This is a genomic window from Dickeya sp. ws52, from assembly GCF_007210685.1.
In the GTDB taxonomy this organism is placed as follows: Bacteria; Pseudomonadota; Gammaproteobacteria; order Enterobacterales; family Enterobacteriaceae; genus Dickeya; species Dickeya chrysanthemi.
This window is the reverse complement of sequence record NZ_SZVX01000012.1, coordinates 58,172-74,003: the sequence shown is the minus strand read 5'-3', so window position 1 is coordinate 74,003 and position 15,832 is coordinate 58,172. Positions and strand designations below refer to the sequence as shown.

The window sequence follows — 15,832 nt, the reverse complement described above, 5'->3', positions numbered from 1 at the left end:
GTTCGCGCCGGACGAGCGCGGCGCGTAAGTCTGTATGGACCAGGCAGGAGAACACACCGTGTTGTTGATTCAGGAAATTATCCGTAAAAAACGGGACGGCCATCCGCTCAGTGCGGAAGAAATTCGCTTTTTTGTTAATGGAATACGCGATAACACCGTGTCGGAGGGGCAAATCGCCGCGTTGGCGATGACCATCTTCTTTCACGATATGACCATGGATGAACGGGTGGCGTTGACGCTGGCGATGCGCGACTCCGGCACGGTGCTGGACTGGTCCGGGTTAGACCTCAACGGCCCGTTGGTGGATAAACACTCCACCGGCGGCGTTGGCGATGTGACGTCGCTGATGCTGGGGCCGATGGTCGCGGCTTGTGGTGGCTATGTGCCGATGATTTCCGGCCGTGGCCTGGGCCACACCGGCGGCACGCTGGATAAACTGGAGTCGATTCCGGGGCTGGATATTTTCCCGCAAGATGAGGTATTTCGGCAGATTATCCGTCAGGTCGGGGTGGCGATTATCGGCCAGACCAATTCGCTGGCGCCGGCGGACAAGCGTTTTTACGCCACCCGCGATATCACCGCTACCGTGGATTCCATCCCGCTGATTACCGCCTCGATTCTGGCGAAAAAGCTGGCGGAAGGGCTGGATGCGCTGGTGATGGACGTTAAGGTCGGCTCCGGCGCATTTATGCCGACTTATGAACAGTCTGAACAACTGGCGAAGGCGATCGTCGGCGTCGCCAATAATGCCGGCTGCCGCACCAGCGCATTGTTGACCGACATGAGCCAGGTGCTGGCCTCCAGTGCCGGCAATGCGCTGGAAGTACGCGAAGCGGTACGCTTTCTCACCGGTGAACAGCGTAATCCACGTCTGTTTGAGGTGACGATGGCGCTGTGTGAATCGATGTTGCTGGCCGGTAACCTGGCGCGTGATGCCGCCGAGGCACGAGCCAAATTGCAGGCGGTACTGGACAACGGCCGGGCGGCGGAGGTATTTGGCCGTATGGTCGCAGCCCAGCGCGGCCCGGCGGATTTTGTCGAGCATTACGATCGCTATCTGCAACCGGCGACGCTCAGCAAGCCGGTATTTGCTGAGCAGGAAGGCTTCGTCAGCACGATGGATGCGCGCGCCTTGGGCATGACGGTGGTGGCGCTGGGTGGTGGTCGACGTCAGGCCAGTGATATCATTGATAGTAGTGTCGGGCTGAGCGACATGGTCAGTTTGGGCGACCGCGTGGATGCCGAGCGTCCGCTGGCGGTTATCCATGCCAGAACCGAATCGGACTGGCAGCAGGCGGCACAGGCGTTGCGTGAAGCAATCTGTCTGGATTCTCAGGTGCCTGCGCCTTGCCCATTGATTTATCGCCGACTGGATATCGCGGATATCTAAGCGTTGGTCGCCGTTTTGCCCTACGCGCATTGATACTTTATGTACACGCTGTGCCCTTACGCACGACGCAGGAGATAACAATATGAAACGTGCATTTATTATGGTTCTCGACTCGTTCGGGATTGGCAGCGCCGCCGATGCCGAACGGTTTGGCGACGCAGGTTCAGATACGCTGGGCCATATCGCACAAGCCTGCGCACAAGGCAAGGCGGATATCGGCCGACAAGGACCGCTACACTTGCCGAACCTGAGCCGTCTGGGGCTGGGCAAAGCGGCCGAAGGTTCCACCGGTTGCTTTCCGCCGGGGCTGGACGCGCAGGCGGAGATCATCGGCGCGTACGCGTACGCCAGCGAAATTTCTTCCGGCAAGGATACGCCGTCCGGCCACTGGGAAATCGGCGGTGTGCCGGTGCTGTTCGACTGGGGCTATTTCCACGACGAACACAATAGCTTCCCGCAGGCGCTGCTGGACCGGCTGGTCGAACGCGCCGGGCTGCCGGGCTATCTCGGCAATTGTCATTCCTCCGGTACGGTGATCCTCGACCAGCTCGGTGAGGAGCACATGAAAACCGGCAAGCCGATTTTCTATACCTCGGCGGATTCGGTATTCCAGATCGCCTGCCACGAAGAGACCTTCGGGCTGGAGAAGCTGTACGAACTGTGTGAAATCGCCCGTGAGGAACTGACCGAAGGCGGTTACAACATTGGGCGGGTGATCGCCCGGCCGTTCGTCGGTGATAAAGCCGGCCAGTTCCAGCGTACCGGTAACCGCCACGATCTGGCGGTGGAGCCGCCGGCACCAACTATGCTGAAAAAGCTGGTGGACGAAAAGGGCGGCAATGTGGTGTCGGTGGGGAAAATCGCCGATATCTACGCCAACGTCGGCATCACCAAAAAAGTGAAAGCCACCGGTATCGATGCGCTGTTTGACGCCACGCTGAAAGAGATGGAGCAGGCAGGCGACGACACCATCGTGTTCACCAATTTTGTCGATTTCGACTCGTCCTACGGCCATCGCCGTGATATTGCCGGTTATGCCGCCGCGCTGGAGCTGTTTGACCGCCGCCTGCCGGAGATGCTGGCGCGGGTGACGGGCGATGACATCCTGATTCTGACCGCCGACCACGGTTGCGACCCAAGCTGGCCGGGCACCGATCACACCCGCGAACACGTGCCGGTGCTGATTTACGGGCCTAACGTTAAGCCGGGCGATTACGGCCACCGCACCACCTTTGCCGATATCGGCCAGACGGTTGCTCATTATTTCGGCCTGTCGCCGATGGATTACGGTACGCCGCTGTTTTAACCGATAGATGCGTTGATAGGTCGATGCGCTGACCGCGCGCCGCTATACTGCATCATCATGATTTCACACTGAATTTAAAAAGGAAGAAAAAGGATGGCTACGCCACATATCAATGCAGAAATGGGTGACTTCGCCGACGTGGTACTGATGCCGGGTGACCCGCTGCGCGCCAAGTACATCGCGGAAACCTTTCTGGAAAACGCGGTGGAAGTGAACAACGTGCGTGGCATGTTGGGCTTCACCGGTACTTACAAAGGCCGTCGTATCTCCGTGATGGGCCACGGCATGGGTATCCCATCCTGCTCCATTTACACCAAAGAACTGATAACAGAATACGGCGTGAAGAAAATCATCCGCGTGGGTTCTTGCGGTGCGGTGCGTGCCGATGTGAAATTGCGCGACGTGGTGATCGGGATGGGTGCCTGCACCGATTCCAAAGTGAACCGTATGCGCTTTAAAGATCATGATTTCTCGGCCATTGCCGACTTCGACCTGCTGCGCCACGCGGTGGACGCGGCCAAAGCCCGCGGCATTAACGCCCGCGTCGGCAACCTGTTCTCCGCCGATCTGTTCTACACGCCGGACCCGCAAATGTTCGACGTGATGGAAAAATACGGCATTTTGGGTGTGGAAATGGAAGCAGCCGGCATCTACGGCGTGGCGGCGGAATTCGGTGCTAAAGCACTGGCTATCTGCACCGTGTCCGACCATATCCGCACCCAAGAGCAGACCACCGCCGCCGAGCGCCAGACCACCTTTAACGAGATGATCGAAATCGCGCTGGAATCGGTACTGCTGGGCGATAAAGCCGAGGCTTGATGCTGTTGACAAACAGCTATGTTGTCTTGTGAATGGTGAAGTTTGTCCGGTCAGTGAGTCATTTCGTGCGGGATAAACGGTGTCATTTCTTTGCAGCTTCATTGCACGCACGACAAGGAGAGGTGCAAGCGCCACCTCTCCTTGACCTCTGGCTGGTGGCTAAACTATGAACCCTGACGGGTTCACCCTTGCGGGCCAGCGTAAACGCTGTTCCATTTTGCGTTGCAAAATGGTGTGTCGCTACGCGGTTCCTTCGGCGTTCGACTTCGCTGTTCGGGCCGCCCGTGACGCGATTACTCGCCCCATCCCTGGGGCTCGCCCTTCGGGCCAGCGTAAACGCTGTTCAAAAACGCTCCCGGCGTTTTTGTCCAACACGGCACGGGCTTTCGCGACGTTCTGTCGCTCACCCGGTGAAGTCGCCCACCTCAGCACAGTTTTTGACGCCGGAAAAGCGTCATCCTGTACTTAAGGATTTTATTACCCCAGCGGCAGCGCCATAATAATGGCGTCTTCCCGGCCGGTGGTGGTCGGGTAATAATCCCGCCGTACCGATACTTCGTTGAATCCCATGCTTTGATACAGCGCGATGGCGCGGGCGTTGGAAGCACGCACTTCCAGCCACAGCGTCAGAATGTCGCGGCGTTCCAGCTCGGCAATCAGGTGCTCCAGCAACTGACGCCCGTAGCCGTGGCGCTGGTGCGCCGGGGCGACGGCGATATTGAACAGCGTGGCTTCATCCAGCACCACCTGGGTGATGGCGTAGGCCGCCAGTTGCTGGTCACGGCACAGTTTCAGGTTGAGGTAACGCTCGCCCTGATTGCTGATGAAGGTTTGTTCGCTCCACGGGAAGGCGTGGCTCAGGCGTTCAATCTCAAACGCTTGCGGCAGGTCAGCCGCGGTCAGGGTGGAAATCATGTTCATGGTGACAAATCTGTTGCCACAGGGCGCGTTTGGCCCCGGCATTGTGATAAAGCTCGGCCAGCGTCGGGCTGGTCAGTTGTACGCCATCCCACTGGTCGGTGGCGGGTAGCCCCAGCCACCAACTGTGGCAGCGGGTGTGCTCCGGCAGCATCTGCGCCTGACGCGGCGTCAGGCCGACTATCTGCTGCGCGGAGAGATGCAGGCTGCGCACCACGTCCTGCAAGAGCGGGTCGTCGCTGGCGGGGAGTGGATCGGCAATGATCAGTAACCGGGCGTCGGGCGGCAGGCTGACGGCGATTTCGCCTTTCAGCACCGACGGACGACGCAAGGTCCACTGGGTGATCCCCAGTTGCTGCAACAGCCAGTCCCGTCTTGATGTCATGCCTTACTCACTCTGCGTGCGATGGTGGTGCCCGATGATCATGATGATAACGGTGCACGATAGTGCGGCGCTATGCTAACAAATCGCTGAACCTGCGCCAACAAACCACTATAATCCCCGCTCAGTTTATTGAGGAGCCAGACCTGATGTCAGCATTAACCCCCGCCAGTGAAGTGATACTGCGCCATAGTGATGAATTTGTTGCCCGCCGGGTACTGTTTGCCGGTGATTTGCAGGATACGCTGCCCGCACATTTTGAGGCGGCTTCGGTGACCGTGCACACCACGCAATATCATCACTGGCAGCAGTTGCAGCCTGTATTGGGCGACAACGCGCATTTTTCGTTGCTGGCGCAGGCGGAAATGGTGGCCGGGTGTGACACCCTGATTTACTACTGGCCGAAGAGCAAGCAGGAAGCGCAGTTCCAACTGTCTAATCTGCTGTCGCTGCTGCCGGTCGGCTGTGAGATTTTTGTCGTCGGCGAGAACCGCAGCGGTGTGCGCAGCGCCGAGGGGATTCTGGAGCCGATCGCCGCCATCAATAAGATAGACAGCGCGCGTCGCTGCGGTTTGTATCACGGCCGTCTGGATGCGCCCTCCGCGTTTGCACTGGAGGATTGGTGGCAGGAATATGATGTAAATGGTGCAACGGTTTGTACGCTGCCGGGGGTATTCAGCCGTGATGGTCTGGATGTCGGCAGCCAGTTGCTGCTTTCGACGCTGGAGCCGCATCGTAAAGGTAAAGTGCTCGATCTTGCCTGCGGCGCCGGGGTGTTGGCGGCGTCGTTTGCCCGGCTATCGCCGAAAATCCGCCTGACGCTGAGTGATGTCGGCGCGGCTGCGCTGGAAGCCAGCCGGGCGACGCTGGCGGCGAATGAGCTGGAAGGACAGGTGATTGCCAGCAACGTTTACTCTGATATTCAGGGGCGCTTTGATTTGATTATCTCTAACCCGCCGTTCCACGACGGTATGCAAACCAGCCTACATGCGGCGGAAATGATGATTCGCGGTGCGGCTGCCCACCTCAACATGGAAGGTGAACTGCGCATCGTCGCCAACGCCTTTCTGCCGTACCCGGCGCTGCTGGACGAGACCTTCGGCAGCCACGAAGTTCTCGCCCAGACCGGTCGTTTCCGCGTGTATCGCGCGGTGCTGCGTCGTAATAAAAAACGCTAACTAAGCCGCCCGGCGTTTTTGCCGGGCGTCATGCGACGTTCAGGCGTTATCGAGCGTCGCCATTCCTTCCCGGCCATAGCGCTCGCCGGCGGCTGCCTGCGGTGGGAAGATGGCGTTGATCTCATCCAGCTCACGCGGCGTCAATGATACTGACGGCGCGCCGACATTTTCTTCCAGATAGCGACGACGTTTGGTGCCGGGAATAGGCACGATATGTTCGCCCTGCGCCATCACCCAGGCTAATGCCAATTGCGATGGCGTGACCGCTTTTTCCCGCGCCAGTTGCGTGATTTTATCCACCAGTTGCCGGTTTTTAGCGAAATTTTCGTCGCTAAATCGCGGGTTGCCGCGTCGGAAATCGTCTGCGGCCAGATCGCTCGGCTGTTTGATGGCGCCGGTCAGGAAGCCGCGACCCAGCGGGCTATAAGGCACAAAACCGATACCCAGACGGCGACAGGTGGGGAGGATCTCCGCTTCCACGTCGCGCGTCCACAAGGAGTATTCGCTTTGCAACGCGGTGATGGGATGAACGCGGTACGCGTGCTCCAGTGTGGCGGCAGACGCCTCGCTCAGGCCGATATACCGAATCTTGCCCGCTTTCACCAAATCAGCCAGCGCGCCGACGCTGTCTTCAATCGGTACGGCCGGGTCGATACGGTGCTGGTAGTAGAGATCGATAACATCAACACCCAGGCGCTTCAGGCTACCTTCGACCGCCTGACGAATGTACTCCGGTCGGCCGCAGACACCGCGTAGCGCCGGGTTGGCCGGGTCGCGCAGAATGCCGAATTTGGTAGCCAGAAACACCTGTTCCCGTTTGCCTTTAATCGCTTTTCCTACCAGTTCTTCATTGGTATGCGGGCCGTACATATCGGCGGTATCCAGCAAGGTCACGCCCAGTTCCAGCGCCCGGTGCAGCGTGGCGATGGCTTCACTTTCATCCTGCCCGGTGGAATAGAAATCGCTCATCCCCATACAGCCGAGGCCAATGGCTGAGACCGTTGGCCCCTGCGGGCCGAGTTTTCGCTGTTGCATGTTGTTGCTCCGTGTTGTTCGCTTCGTCTATGCAGTGTGGTTGTTTGAGTTAAAAAGATAAATTCGCGGTTTTATGCAACACTGTTTGTAAAATACAAACAATGGAGCCGGGGATGGATCAGGTTCAGGCCATGCGGGTATTCGTGCGCATCGTGGAGACGGAAAGTTTCAGCCGGGCGGCGGAAAAGCTGGGGCTGCCGCGCGCCACCGTCAGCCAGACGCTGAAACGGCTGGAGCTGCGGCTGGGCGTGCGCCTGTTGCAACGCACCACCCGCCAGGTGCAGGTAACGGACGAAGGCTTGTTGTATTACCAGCGCTGTGTGCAGTTGTTGGCGGAGATCGATGAGACCGACGCGCTGTTTTCCCATCAGCGCCAGCAGCCCAGCGGCCGTGTGCGAATCGACATGCCGCACTCGCTGGCGCGGCAGGTGGTGATCCCGTCGTTGCCCGCGTTTTACCGCCGCTATCCGCAGATTTCGCTGGTGCTGAGCGCCAACGATGCCGCGATTAATGTACTGCGCGAAGGCGTGGACTGCGTACTGCGTGCCTGGCAGGTGGAGGATGATTCGCTGGTGGCGCGCTCGTTACCGTCTTTACCGCAGGTTACCTGTGCTTCGGCCGCCTACTGTGCGGAATTTGGCGTACCTGACTCGCTGGAAGCGCTGACGTCGCACCGTATGGTGAGCTATTTTTCGCTGCGCACATCGCAGCGCTACCCGCTGGAATTTATGCAGCAAGGGCAATTGATCACCCGCTCGTTACCAAGCCTGGTGGAAATCAACGGCGCCGACGCCTATATCGCCGCCTGTCAGGCCGGCATGGGGATTATTCAGGCGCCGCGTTACGGCCTGACGTCGTCGTTGCTGGCGAGCGGAGAACTGGTGGAAATCCTGCCGCAGTTGCCGCCGCCCGATATGCCGCTGTATGTGATGTATCCCTCCGGGCGCTTTCTGGCGCCGCGTATTCGGGTGGTTATCGAGTGGCTTGCGCAGTGCTTTCATCAGGCGCCGTTTGTCTGAGTGCTGATTTTTACAGCAAATACGGCAACGGTATGGAAATAATCATTGACGTTGATGGCAAAACCTCTAGAATGCGCCTCCGTGGTGACATTATGTGACGTAATGTTGCTTGGTTTGCGAAGGTGGCGGAATTGGTAGACGCGCTAGCTTCAGGTGTTAGTGTCCTTAGGACGTGAGGGTTCAAGTCCCTCTCTTCGCACCAAACTCACCACAGATTTGTATTTCACAGTACCTGCGAAGGTGGCGGAATTGGTAGACGCGCTAGCTTCAGGTGTTAGTGTCCTCAGGACGTGAGGGTTCAAGTCCCTCTCTTCGCACCACTGGGATGCAAATCAATACATTGCAGTAAATCGTCGTACACAGTGCGAAGGTGGCGGAATTGGTAGACGCGCTAGCTTCAGGTGTTAGTGTCCTTAGGACGTGAGGGTTCAAGTCCCTCTCTTCGCACCACTCTCCTTATTTTCTTCTTTGTTCCAGCACAGCAATACTCCTCAATAACGATATCAACCATCTGTTTTCTCTAATATTTCTGAATATCAGTCTGCTTCAGGGCCAGTGTTGCCACCCTCTGAGCGTGAGCGACAGCGCCGCCAGGCCGCCTGCCAGCGCAATGCAGGACGGCAGCAGCAGATAGTGGCGCATACGGCGGTGAAACAACATGCTTAATGTGAGCAGCATCGCCAGTGCACAGATGTATTTCAGATGGGTGAGATTCAGTTCCGGCAGGGCCAGCAGCGGCAACAGCGTTGCCGGTAGCAGTACGCCCCAGGCACTGGATAAGCGTTTGCCAAAATACCAGCTTATTCCCCATAGCCCGCAGGCGGCGATCATGGCAGTCAGCATGGTGGCCTCTTTTATTGATAATGATAACTAATATCATATATCAGATTTTCGGCTATACAACCGATGTCGTGTGATTTTTCGATGACCTGCCGTTTAACGACGGCAGGTTTGGTATGCCGGCGGCAATCAGGCGTGGTGCAGATAGTGGCGTACCAGCTGCAACATATTGAGCAGCGTGGCGGAGCGGTCATGCTTACGCCAGATGACGGCAATCTGCGTGGTGAGGTGCGGCGTGTTGGTATCGTGATACGTCACATTACCGGTCTGGATGCTGCTCAACGATTCAGGAACAAAGGTCACGCCAAAACCCGACGCCACCATACTGATGGTGGCGGTGAGGTGCGGCGCCAACGGATTGATTTTCGGTTGGTAACCCGACAGGTAGCAGGCGCGGACAATCAGGTCGTGCAGGCTGGGGCACAGTTCCCGCGGGAAAATGATCAAGGGTTCATGCCGCAACTGCCCAAGATTGATTTGTGTTTGATCGCCGAATGGGTGATGTTCCGGCAGCACCAGCCGCATCGGCTCGTCCGCCAGTAATTCGCCTTCAAACTCATCGCCGATGTCGCCAGGCAGCCGCACAAACGCGATATCCGTGGTGCGGTTACGCAGGCTCTCCAGAATTTCATGAATATGTTCTTCACGCGGCTGTAGCCGGACATTGGGATACTGCTGCCGATAGCGGCGCAGCAGCGTCAGCACCGCCGGGTGGAAGGTGACCGCGCAGGAAAAGCCGACGTTGATCACGCCGCTTTCACCGCGGGCGATGCTGCGCACCCTTTCTACGGCCGAATCGGCCAGTTCCAGAATATGGCTGGCGTCCTGATACAGCGCTTCGCCGGCTTCCGTCATCTCTACGCCACGGGTCAGCCGTTTGAACAGCGGCGTGCCGATTTCCCGTTCAAGCTTCTGAATTTGCTGGCTTAACGGCGGTTGCGAGATGCCCAGTATTTCTGCTGCACGGGTGAAGTGCCGGGTTGAGGCCACTGCGACAAAATAGCGCAGGTAACGTAACTCCATATATTTTCGATCTCCAAACAGCCACATTTCTGTATTGGAACTTTGGTGTGACGAAGGTCAATATTCAAGTGAAACATTAAATAAATTTAAGTTGATCATCGTCGGAAGGGGATGGATATGAAAGATGTTAACTGTGTCGACCCCTGTGTCAGGGAACTGACCAGCTTTGCACTTCATCATCAACAACAGCATCCAGAGTGCGTTATTTATCAAACGTCATTAATGAGCGGCCTTATTAATGGCGTTTACGAAGGTCACGTCACGATGGAAGAGCTTCTTAAACATGGCGATTTTGGATTAGGAACGTTTAATAATCTTGACGGTGAACTGGTCGCGCTGAATAGCCGCATCTTCCAACTCCGTGAAGACGGCAGTGCGCGTGCGGCGCTGCCATACCAAAAAACGCCCTTCGCGGTGATGACGTTTTTCCGGCCGACGGAGCAGATCCATTTTGGACAAGCGACCGACCGTGAAGCGATTCATCGGCGCATTGATGAGTTGATTGCAACAGATAATCTGTTTTGTGCCCTGCGGATAGATGGCCGATTTAGCCATGTCGAAACCCGTACGGTACCTCGCCAGGAACGTCCTTATAAACCGATGCTGGAAGCGATTGCCCAACAACCCACGTTCCGTTTCGAACAGTGTCCGGGCAGCGTGGTCGGTTTCCGTAGTCCTGCCTATGTTCAGGGGATTAATGTGGCTGGTTATCACGAGCACTTCATCACCGAGGATCGTAAAGGTGGTGGGCATATCCTTGATTATCAATTGGAAGAAGGCGTGCTGACGTTTGGCTCCATCGCCAAACTGGTTATCGATCTTCCCCGTGACAGGGATTTCCTGAAAGCCAATTTATCCCCTGAAGATCTCGATAGCGTGATTCACTCCGTGGAGAGTTGAGGCATCGAGCAGGTACTGAAAGCACAAGCACACTGTTATGCAGAGGATAAACATTATGGAAAATATGGATGGTCAACAGCATTGGTCTAGTGGTGCTGAACTGATCGTAAAACATCTTGAGCAGCAAGGCGTCAACTATGTCTTCGGCATTCCTGGTGCAAAAGTCGATCGCGTGTTTGATTCACTGGTGGATTCGTCGATCCAGACCATTCCCGTCAGGCATGAAGCCAACGGCGCGTTTATGGCGGCGGCCGTCGGTCGCCTGACCGGTAAAGCTGGTGTGACGCTGGTGACATCGGGGCCTGGCTGTTCGAACCTGGTGACCGGTTTGGCTACCGCAACGGCAGAAGGCGACCCGATGGTGGCGCTGGGGGGCGCGGTGAAACGTGCCGACCGCCTGAAACTGACCCACCAAAGCCTGGATACCGTTAGCCTGTTTCAACCGGTGACCAAGTACAGCGCGGAAATCACCGTGTCGTCCGCGATTTCAGAAGTGATGGCCAACGCCTTTCGCGCCGCCGAGTTTGGCCGGCCGGGCGCCGCATTCATCAGCCTGCCGGAAGATATTGTCAACGAACCGGCAGACAGCCCGATTCTGGCGCGTACTTCGCTGCCGACCCTCAATAGCGCGCCGCTACGGGATGTCGAACATGTGGCCGGGCTTATCAAAAACGCGAAAAACCCGATATTGCTGCTGGGGTTGATGGCCAGCCAGCCGAAAAACGCGCAGGCGCTGCGTCGGTTACTGCATCATAGCGGCTTGCCGGTGACCAGCACCTATCAGGCCGCTGGGGTTATCGATCAACAGCATTTTGATCACTTTGCCGGCCGGGTCGGGTTGTTCAACAATCAGGCCGGCGACAAACTGTTACAACAGGCGGACCTTATCGTCACGGTCGGTTATAGCCCGGTGGAGTACGCCCCGGCGCTGTGGAATTCCGGTAAGGCGACGCTGGTGCACATTGATGTGCTGCCCGCTGAAGTGGAAAGCGCCTACCGCCCGGATGTGGAACTGGTCGGCGATATCAGCATTACCGTCGATATGCTCAACGAGCAACTGAGTTCGCCGATTGTGTTGTCTCCTCAGGCGGCCGCGATTCTGGAAGAGCGCAGCCAGTTGCGCCACCAATTAGCGACCCGTGCCATCAACATGGATGGCTTTGCTATCCATCCGTTGCGCCTGGTGCGGGTGATGCAGGATCTGGTCAATAAAGACGTGACCTTGTGCGTGGATATGGGCAGCTTTCATATCTGGCTGGCGCGTTATCTTTATAGCTTCCGAGCCCGTCAGATACTGATGACTAACGGACAGCAGACCATGGGGGTTGCGCTGCCGTGGGCGATCGCCGCGGCGTTGGTCAACCCGAAACAGAAGGTCGTGTCGGTATCCGGGGATGGCGGTTTCATGCAGTCCAGCATGGAGCTGGAAACGGCGGTGCGGCTGAAATCGAACATTCTGCACATTATCTGGGTAGATAACGCCTACAACATGGTGGAAATTCAGGAAGAGAAGAAGTATCGCCGCTCTTCCGGCGTCAAGTTCGGCCCCATCGATTTCAAAGCCTATGCGGAAGCGTTCGGCGCTAAAGGTTTCGCCGTTGAATCCGCCGCCGAGCTGGTGCCGAAGCTCTGGCAGGCGATGGATGTCGATGGACCGGCGGTGATTGCGATTCCGGTGGATTATTCCGACAACCATTACCTGATGGAGAACGTCAATATCAGCCACCTGATCTAGGGCGCGATATCGCCCGCGGTTCAGGACTCATCTTACCTGCTGGTACTAATCCTACCTGCTGCAAGGCTTTGCAGCCTTTTAGAGCGCTGTTCGCCCATGATGCCCGGTGTATTTTGAGGCACCAGATGGGCACCTGTTGCTCCACGCGTCCTGAAGCTCCTATGACATGGAGGGGCTTGGCTGACCTGCCGCGTATACTGCGCGGCAGGATAAACAGTCCGATATTGGCAGGACGCGCGTTTTTTGCCGCATCCCGCTATGCTCCGCGTGCAACTGTGTTGCGTGTGATCGCGTTATCCGCAAAACGGTTGGCAGTCAAACCGTCGCTGCGCGGTCAGCAATCAGTAGATCGCGTGATACAGCGCTTCAATTTCCTTCACCGTTGCCGGGCGCGGATTGCCACCGGTGCAGACATCGTCAAATGCCGCCTGCGCCAGTGCCGGAATATCCTGTTCTTTGACGCCGACCTGGCGCAATTGCACCGGGATATCCACATCCTGCGCCAACTGCCGTACCGCCTGAATCGCCGCTTCCCGCACCTGCGCCAGCGGCATGTCGTCTGCGCCTTTCACCCCCATGGCAACGGCGATGGCACGGAATTTTTCACCGGTATACTCCGCATTCCAGGCCATGATATGCGGCAGCAGAATGGCGTTGGCGACGCCATGTGGAGTGTTATAAAACGCGCCCAGCGGGTGCGCCATGCCGTGCACCAGCCCCAGCCCGACGTTGGAAAAACCCATACCGGCGATGTATTGCCCCAGCGCCATGTCTTCTACGCCCTGCGCTTTCCCGGCAACGGAATCACGCAGCGAACGGCTGATGATTTCGATGGCTTTCAGGTGCAGCATGTCGGTCAGTTCCCAGGCGCCTTGGGTGGTGAACCCTTCGATAGCGTGGGTCAGCGCGTCGATGCCGGTAGCGGCTTTGAGCGATGCCGGCATACTGCGCATCATGTCCGCGTCGATAAACGACACAATCGGAATATCGTGCGGATCGACGCAGACGAATTTACGCCGTTTCTCTTCATCGGTGATGACATAATTGATGGTCACTTCGGCGGCGGTGCCGGAGGTTGTCGGTATCGCGAAGATAGGCACACTGGGTTTACGGGTGGCGGCCACCCCTTCCAGACTACGTACATCCGCGAATTCCGGGTTGTTGATAATAATACCGATGGCTTTACAGGTATCCTGCGGGGAACCGCCGCCGATAGCTATCAGATAATCAGCGCCGGAGGCCTGAAAACGCTCGACCCCATGCTGGACGACGGCGATAGTCGGATTGGGGATCACGCCGTCATACACCTCATAAGGCAGCCCGGCGTTATCCAGCAGGGCGGTCACGTTACCGGCGACGCCGTATTTCACCAGCTCTTTGTCCGTCACCACCAGCGCTTTGCGGAAACCGCGCCGTTGCACCTCTGCTGTTAAATGGGCGATGGCGCCGCTGCCAAAGTAGGACGTTTCATTCAGTATCATTCTGTGCGTCACGATGCACTCTCCTTAACATATTGATTTTTAATTATGGTGGCTTGTCCGCTATCCATTTTTCGCTGCCTGGCCGGCAGCGGTAAGGTCAATAATCAATCTAGTTCCGCCTGTTGCGGGCGGTGGTGAAAGCTCGCGCTTGATTGATAAAAATCAAATCGTTGTCTGATGGATAGCCTGCCGATGCCGCCAGTGTGAAACCTGTCGTGGCGAACCGCCTTCCCATTGCTGCCATCAATCACGGTGTATTGTCGTTGTCGGGAAGATATCCTGAATGGCGATCACAAAATCGACTGGTGAAAACAATCAAAGACGAATGCCGGGTGACCTGAAATAATCTAATTTTAAGCCTTTTTCGCATTACTTTATCTAATTCAATGTGGCGGAGAGTGTTTTGGCATCACGCCAGGTATTCATTTATTTTTGCATAAAGATACTTATTATTTTTTATTTAATGGATTTTAATCTTTAATTTTTTAAATTTATTGGTTTTATATTCTTGTAGTCGAGAGGGTTTGATGGAGGTAAAACAGATTTTTTATATAGATAAACTTATGGCTATAGGAGTGGTGGAACGCGCGCTTCGGTGGTAAGTTCAACGGCAGGATAAACGTTTGCGTCGTGGAGCCTGGCATCACAACGCGCGGCTAACGTAGAGAGAAAAGAATGGCAAACCACACCCCGTTGTATGAACAGCATCTGGCCGATGGCGCCAAAATGGTGGACTTTCATGGCTGGATGATGCCGCTGCATTACGGCTCCCAACTGGATGAACATCACATCGTACGCAGCAGCGCCGGCATGTTCGATGTGTCGCACATGACTATCGTGGATTTGCGCGGCGCCCGTGTCCGCGAATTTTTGCGTTACCTGCTGGCGAATGATGTCGCCAAATTAACCCAGCCTGGCAAAGCGCTCTATACCGCGATGCTGACGCCGTCGGCCGGCGTGATCGACGATCTGATCGTCTATTTCCAGACCGAAGACTATTTCCGGCTGGTGGTGAATTCCGCCACGCGTGAAAAAGATCTGGCGTGGATTACCGAACATGCCAAACCGTTCATGGTGGCTATCACCGAACGCGAAGATCTGTCGTTGATAGCCGTGCAAGGGCCGCAGGCGCAGGAAAAGGTGCGTAGTCTGCTGAGCGATGCCCAACGTGACATCGTGGCGGGCATGAAACCTTTCTTCGGCGTGCAGGCCGACGACCTCTTTATCGCCACCACTGGCTATACTGGCGAAGCAGGCTATGAGATTGCGTTACCACAGGAACAGGCGGTCGGCTTCTGGCAACAACTGCTGTCCGTCGGTGTAAAACCCTGTGGGCTGGGTGCGCGTGACACGTTGCGTCTGGAAGCGGGCATGAACCTGTACGGTCAGGACATGGATGAAACCGTCTCTCCGCTGGCGGCCAACATGGGCTGGACTATTGTCTGGCGGCCGGAAGACCGTCAGTTCATCGGTCGTGAGGCGCTGGAACGCCAGCAGGCGGAAGGCACTGAACAGTTGGTCGGTTTAGTGATGACTGAAAAAGGCGTGCTGCGTCACGGTCAACCGGTCCGCTTTACCGATAATCATGGCGTCATGCAGGAAGGGGTGATCACCAGCGGGTCGTTTTCGCCTACGCTGGGCGTCAGCATTGCGCTGGCCCGTGTTCCCGCCGGTATCGGCGAGCAGGCAATCGTGCAGATTCGCAATCGTGAGATGCCGGTGCACGTGACCAAACCGAATTTCGTCCGCGCCGGCAAAGCGCTGGTTCAGTTTTAATTTTTGGCATTAATGGAAGGAGAAGGTGGC

14 protein-coding genes and 3 tRNA genes are annotated in these 15,832 nt (G+C 56.7%); 11 read left to right on the top strand and 6 right to left on the bottom strand.

The window, feature by feature from the left end; translation table 11 throughout:
• Positions 1-58 precede the first annotated feature (58 nt).
• From deoA to deoD, 3 genes are all read left to right on the top strand, one after another.
• The gene (gene deoA, locus FDP13_RS13080) at positions 59-1,390 is read left to right on the top strand and encodes a thymidine phosphorylase (protein WP_143839643.1); all 1,332 of its coding nucleotides are present in this window, start codon (positions 59-61) and stop codon (positions 1,388-1,390) included.
• Between the two features lie 82 nt (positions 1,391-1,472).
• The gene (gene deoB / locus FDP13_RS13075) at positions 1,473-2,696 is read left to right on the top strand and encodes a phosphopentomutase (RefSeq protein WP_012771108.1); all 1,224 of its coding nucleotides are present in this window, start codon (positions 1,473-1,475) and stop codon (positions 2,694-2,696) included.
• Positions 2,697-2,789: 93 nt separating this feature from the next.
• The gene (deoD, locus tag FDP13_RS13070) at positions 2,790-3,515 is read left to right on the top strand and encodes a purine-nucleoside phosphorylase (RefSeq protein WP_012771107.1); all 726 of its coding nucleotides are present in this window, start codon (positions 2,790-2,792) and stop codon (positions 3,513-3,515) included.
• Between the two features lie 477 nt (positions 3,516-3,992).
• On the opposite strand, the gene rimI is transcribed toward deoD, so the two are convergent.
• Entirely contained in the window at positions 3,993-4,436 is a 444-nt protein-coding gene (gene rimI, locus FDP13_RS13060; RefSeq protein WP_143839610.1) for a ribosomal protein S18-alanine N-acetyltransferase, read from the bottom strand.
• The gene (locus FDP13_RS13055) at positions 4,405-4,818 is read right to left on the bottom strand and encodes a DNA polymerase III subunit psi (protein ID WP_027713105.1); all 414 of its coding nucleotides are present in this window, start codon (positions 4,816-4,818) and stop codon (positions 4,405-4,407) included. The genes rimI and FDP13_RS13055 overlap by 32 nt, the downstream gene beginning before the upstream one ends.
• 146 nt (positions 4,819-4,964) lie before the next feature.
• Between FDP13_RS13055 and rsmC the strand changes: the two genes are divergently transcribed.
• Positions 4,965-5,993, top strand: coding sequence for a 16S rRNA (guanine(1207)-N(2))-methyltransferase RsmC (gene rsmC / locus FDP13_RS13050; protein WP_143839609.1), 1,029 nt, complete (start codon positions 4,965-4,967; stop codon positions 5,991-5,993).
• 39 nt (positions 5,994-6,032) lie between these two features.
• Here the strand turns inward: rsmC and FDP13_RS13045 are convergent, their stop codons facing one another.
• Positions 6,033-7,028 (bottom strand): aldo/keto reductase, encoded by a 996-nt coding sequence (locus tag FDP13_RS13045; RefSeq protein WP_143839608.1) that lies wholly within the window; start codon positions 7,026-7,028, stop codon positions 6,033-6,035.
• A 113-nt stretch (positions 7,029-7,141) separates the two neighbouring features.
• Between FDP13_RS13045 and FDP13_RS13040 the strand changes: the two genes are divergently transcribed.
• From FDP13_RS13040 to FDP13_RS13025, 4 genes are all read left to right on the top strand, one after another.
• A complete protein-coding gene (locus FDP13_RS13040) occupies positions 7,142-8,047 on the top strand; it encodes a LysR family transcriptional regulator (protein WP_027713102.1) in 906 nt (301 codons plus the stop codon).
• A 116-nt stretch (positions 8,048-8,163) separates the two neighbouring features.
• Positions 8,164-8,249: transfer RNA gene (locus FDP13_RS13035), tRNA-Leu, on the top strand.
• 32 nt (positions 8,250-8,281) lie between these two features.
• Positions 8,282-8,367: transfer RNA gene (locus FDP13_RS13030), tRNA-Leu, on the top strand.
• Positions 8,368-8,411: 44 nt separating this feature from the next.
• Positions 8,412-8,497 (top strand) — tRNA-Leu (locus tag FDP13_RS13025).
• Between the two features lie 96 nt (positions 8,498-8,593).
• Here the strand turns inward: FDP13_RS13025 and FDP13_RS13020 are convergent.
• Both FDP13_RS13020 and FDP13_RS13015 read right to left on the bottom strand, forming a co-directional pair.
• Positions 8,594-8,890 (bottom strand): DUF1435 domain-containing protein, encoded by a 297-nt coding sequence (locus FDP13_RS13020; protein WP_012771100.1) that lies wholly within the window; start codon positions 8,888-8,890, stop codon positions 8,594-8,596.
• A gap of 126 nt (positions 8,891-9,016) precedes the next feature.
• Entirely contained in the window at positions 9,017-9,910 is an 894-nt protein-coding gene (locus FDP13_RS13015; protein ID WP_012771099.1) for a LysR family transcriptional regulator, read from the bottom strand.
• A 111-nt stretch (positions 9,911-10,021) separates the two neighbouring features.
• Between FDP13_RS13015 and budA the strand changes: the two genes are divergently transcribed.
• Together budA and alsS are read left to right on the top strand one after the other, a co-directional pair.
• Positions 10,022-10,810 carry an acetolactate decarboxylase gene (gene budA, locus FDP13_RS13010; RefSeq protein ID WP_012771098.1) on the top strand — a complete coding sequence of 263 codons (789 nt, stop codon included), beginning with the start codon at positions 10,022-10,024 and terminating at the stop codon, positions 10,808-10,810.
• Positions 10,811-10,865: 55 nt separating this feature from the next.
• Positions 10,866-12,545, top strand: a complete 1,680-nt coding sequence (gene alsS, locus FDP13_RS13005) for an acetolactate synthase AlsS (protein ID WP_012771097.1) — start codon at positions 10,866-10,868, stop codon at positions 12,543-12,545.
• Positions 12,546-12,886: 341 nt separating this feature from the next.
• Here the strand turns inward: alsS and fucO are convergent, their stop codons facing one another.
• Entirely contained in the window at positions 12,887-14,038 is a 1,152-nt protein-coding gene (gene fucO / locus FDP13_RS13000) for a lactaldehyde reductase (RefSeq protein ID WP_012771096.1), read from the bottom strand.
• A 663-nt stretch (positions 14,039-14,701) separates the two neighbouring features.
• Here fucO and gcvT point away from each other — a divergent pair.
• Positions 14,702-15,802, top strand: coding sequence for a glycine cleavage system aminomethyltransferase GcvT (gcvT, locus tag FDP13_RS12995; RefSeq protein ID WP_143839607.1), 1,101 nt, complete (start codon positions 14,702-14,704; stop codon positions 15,800-15,802).
• Positions 15,803-15,832: the final 30 nt, after the last annotated feature.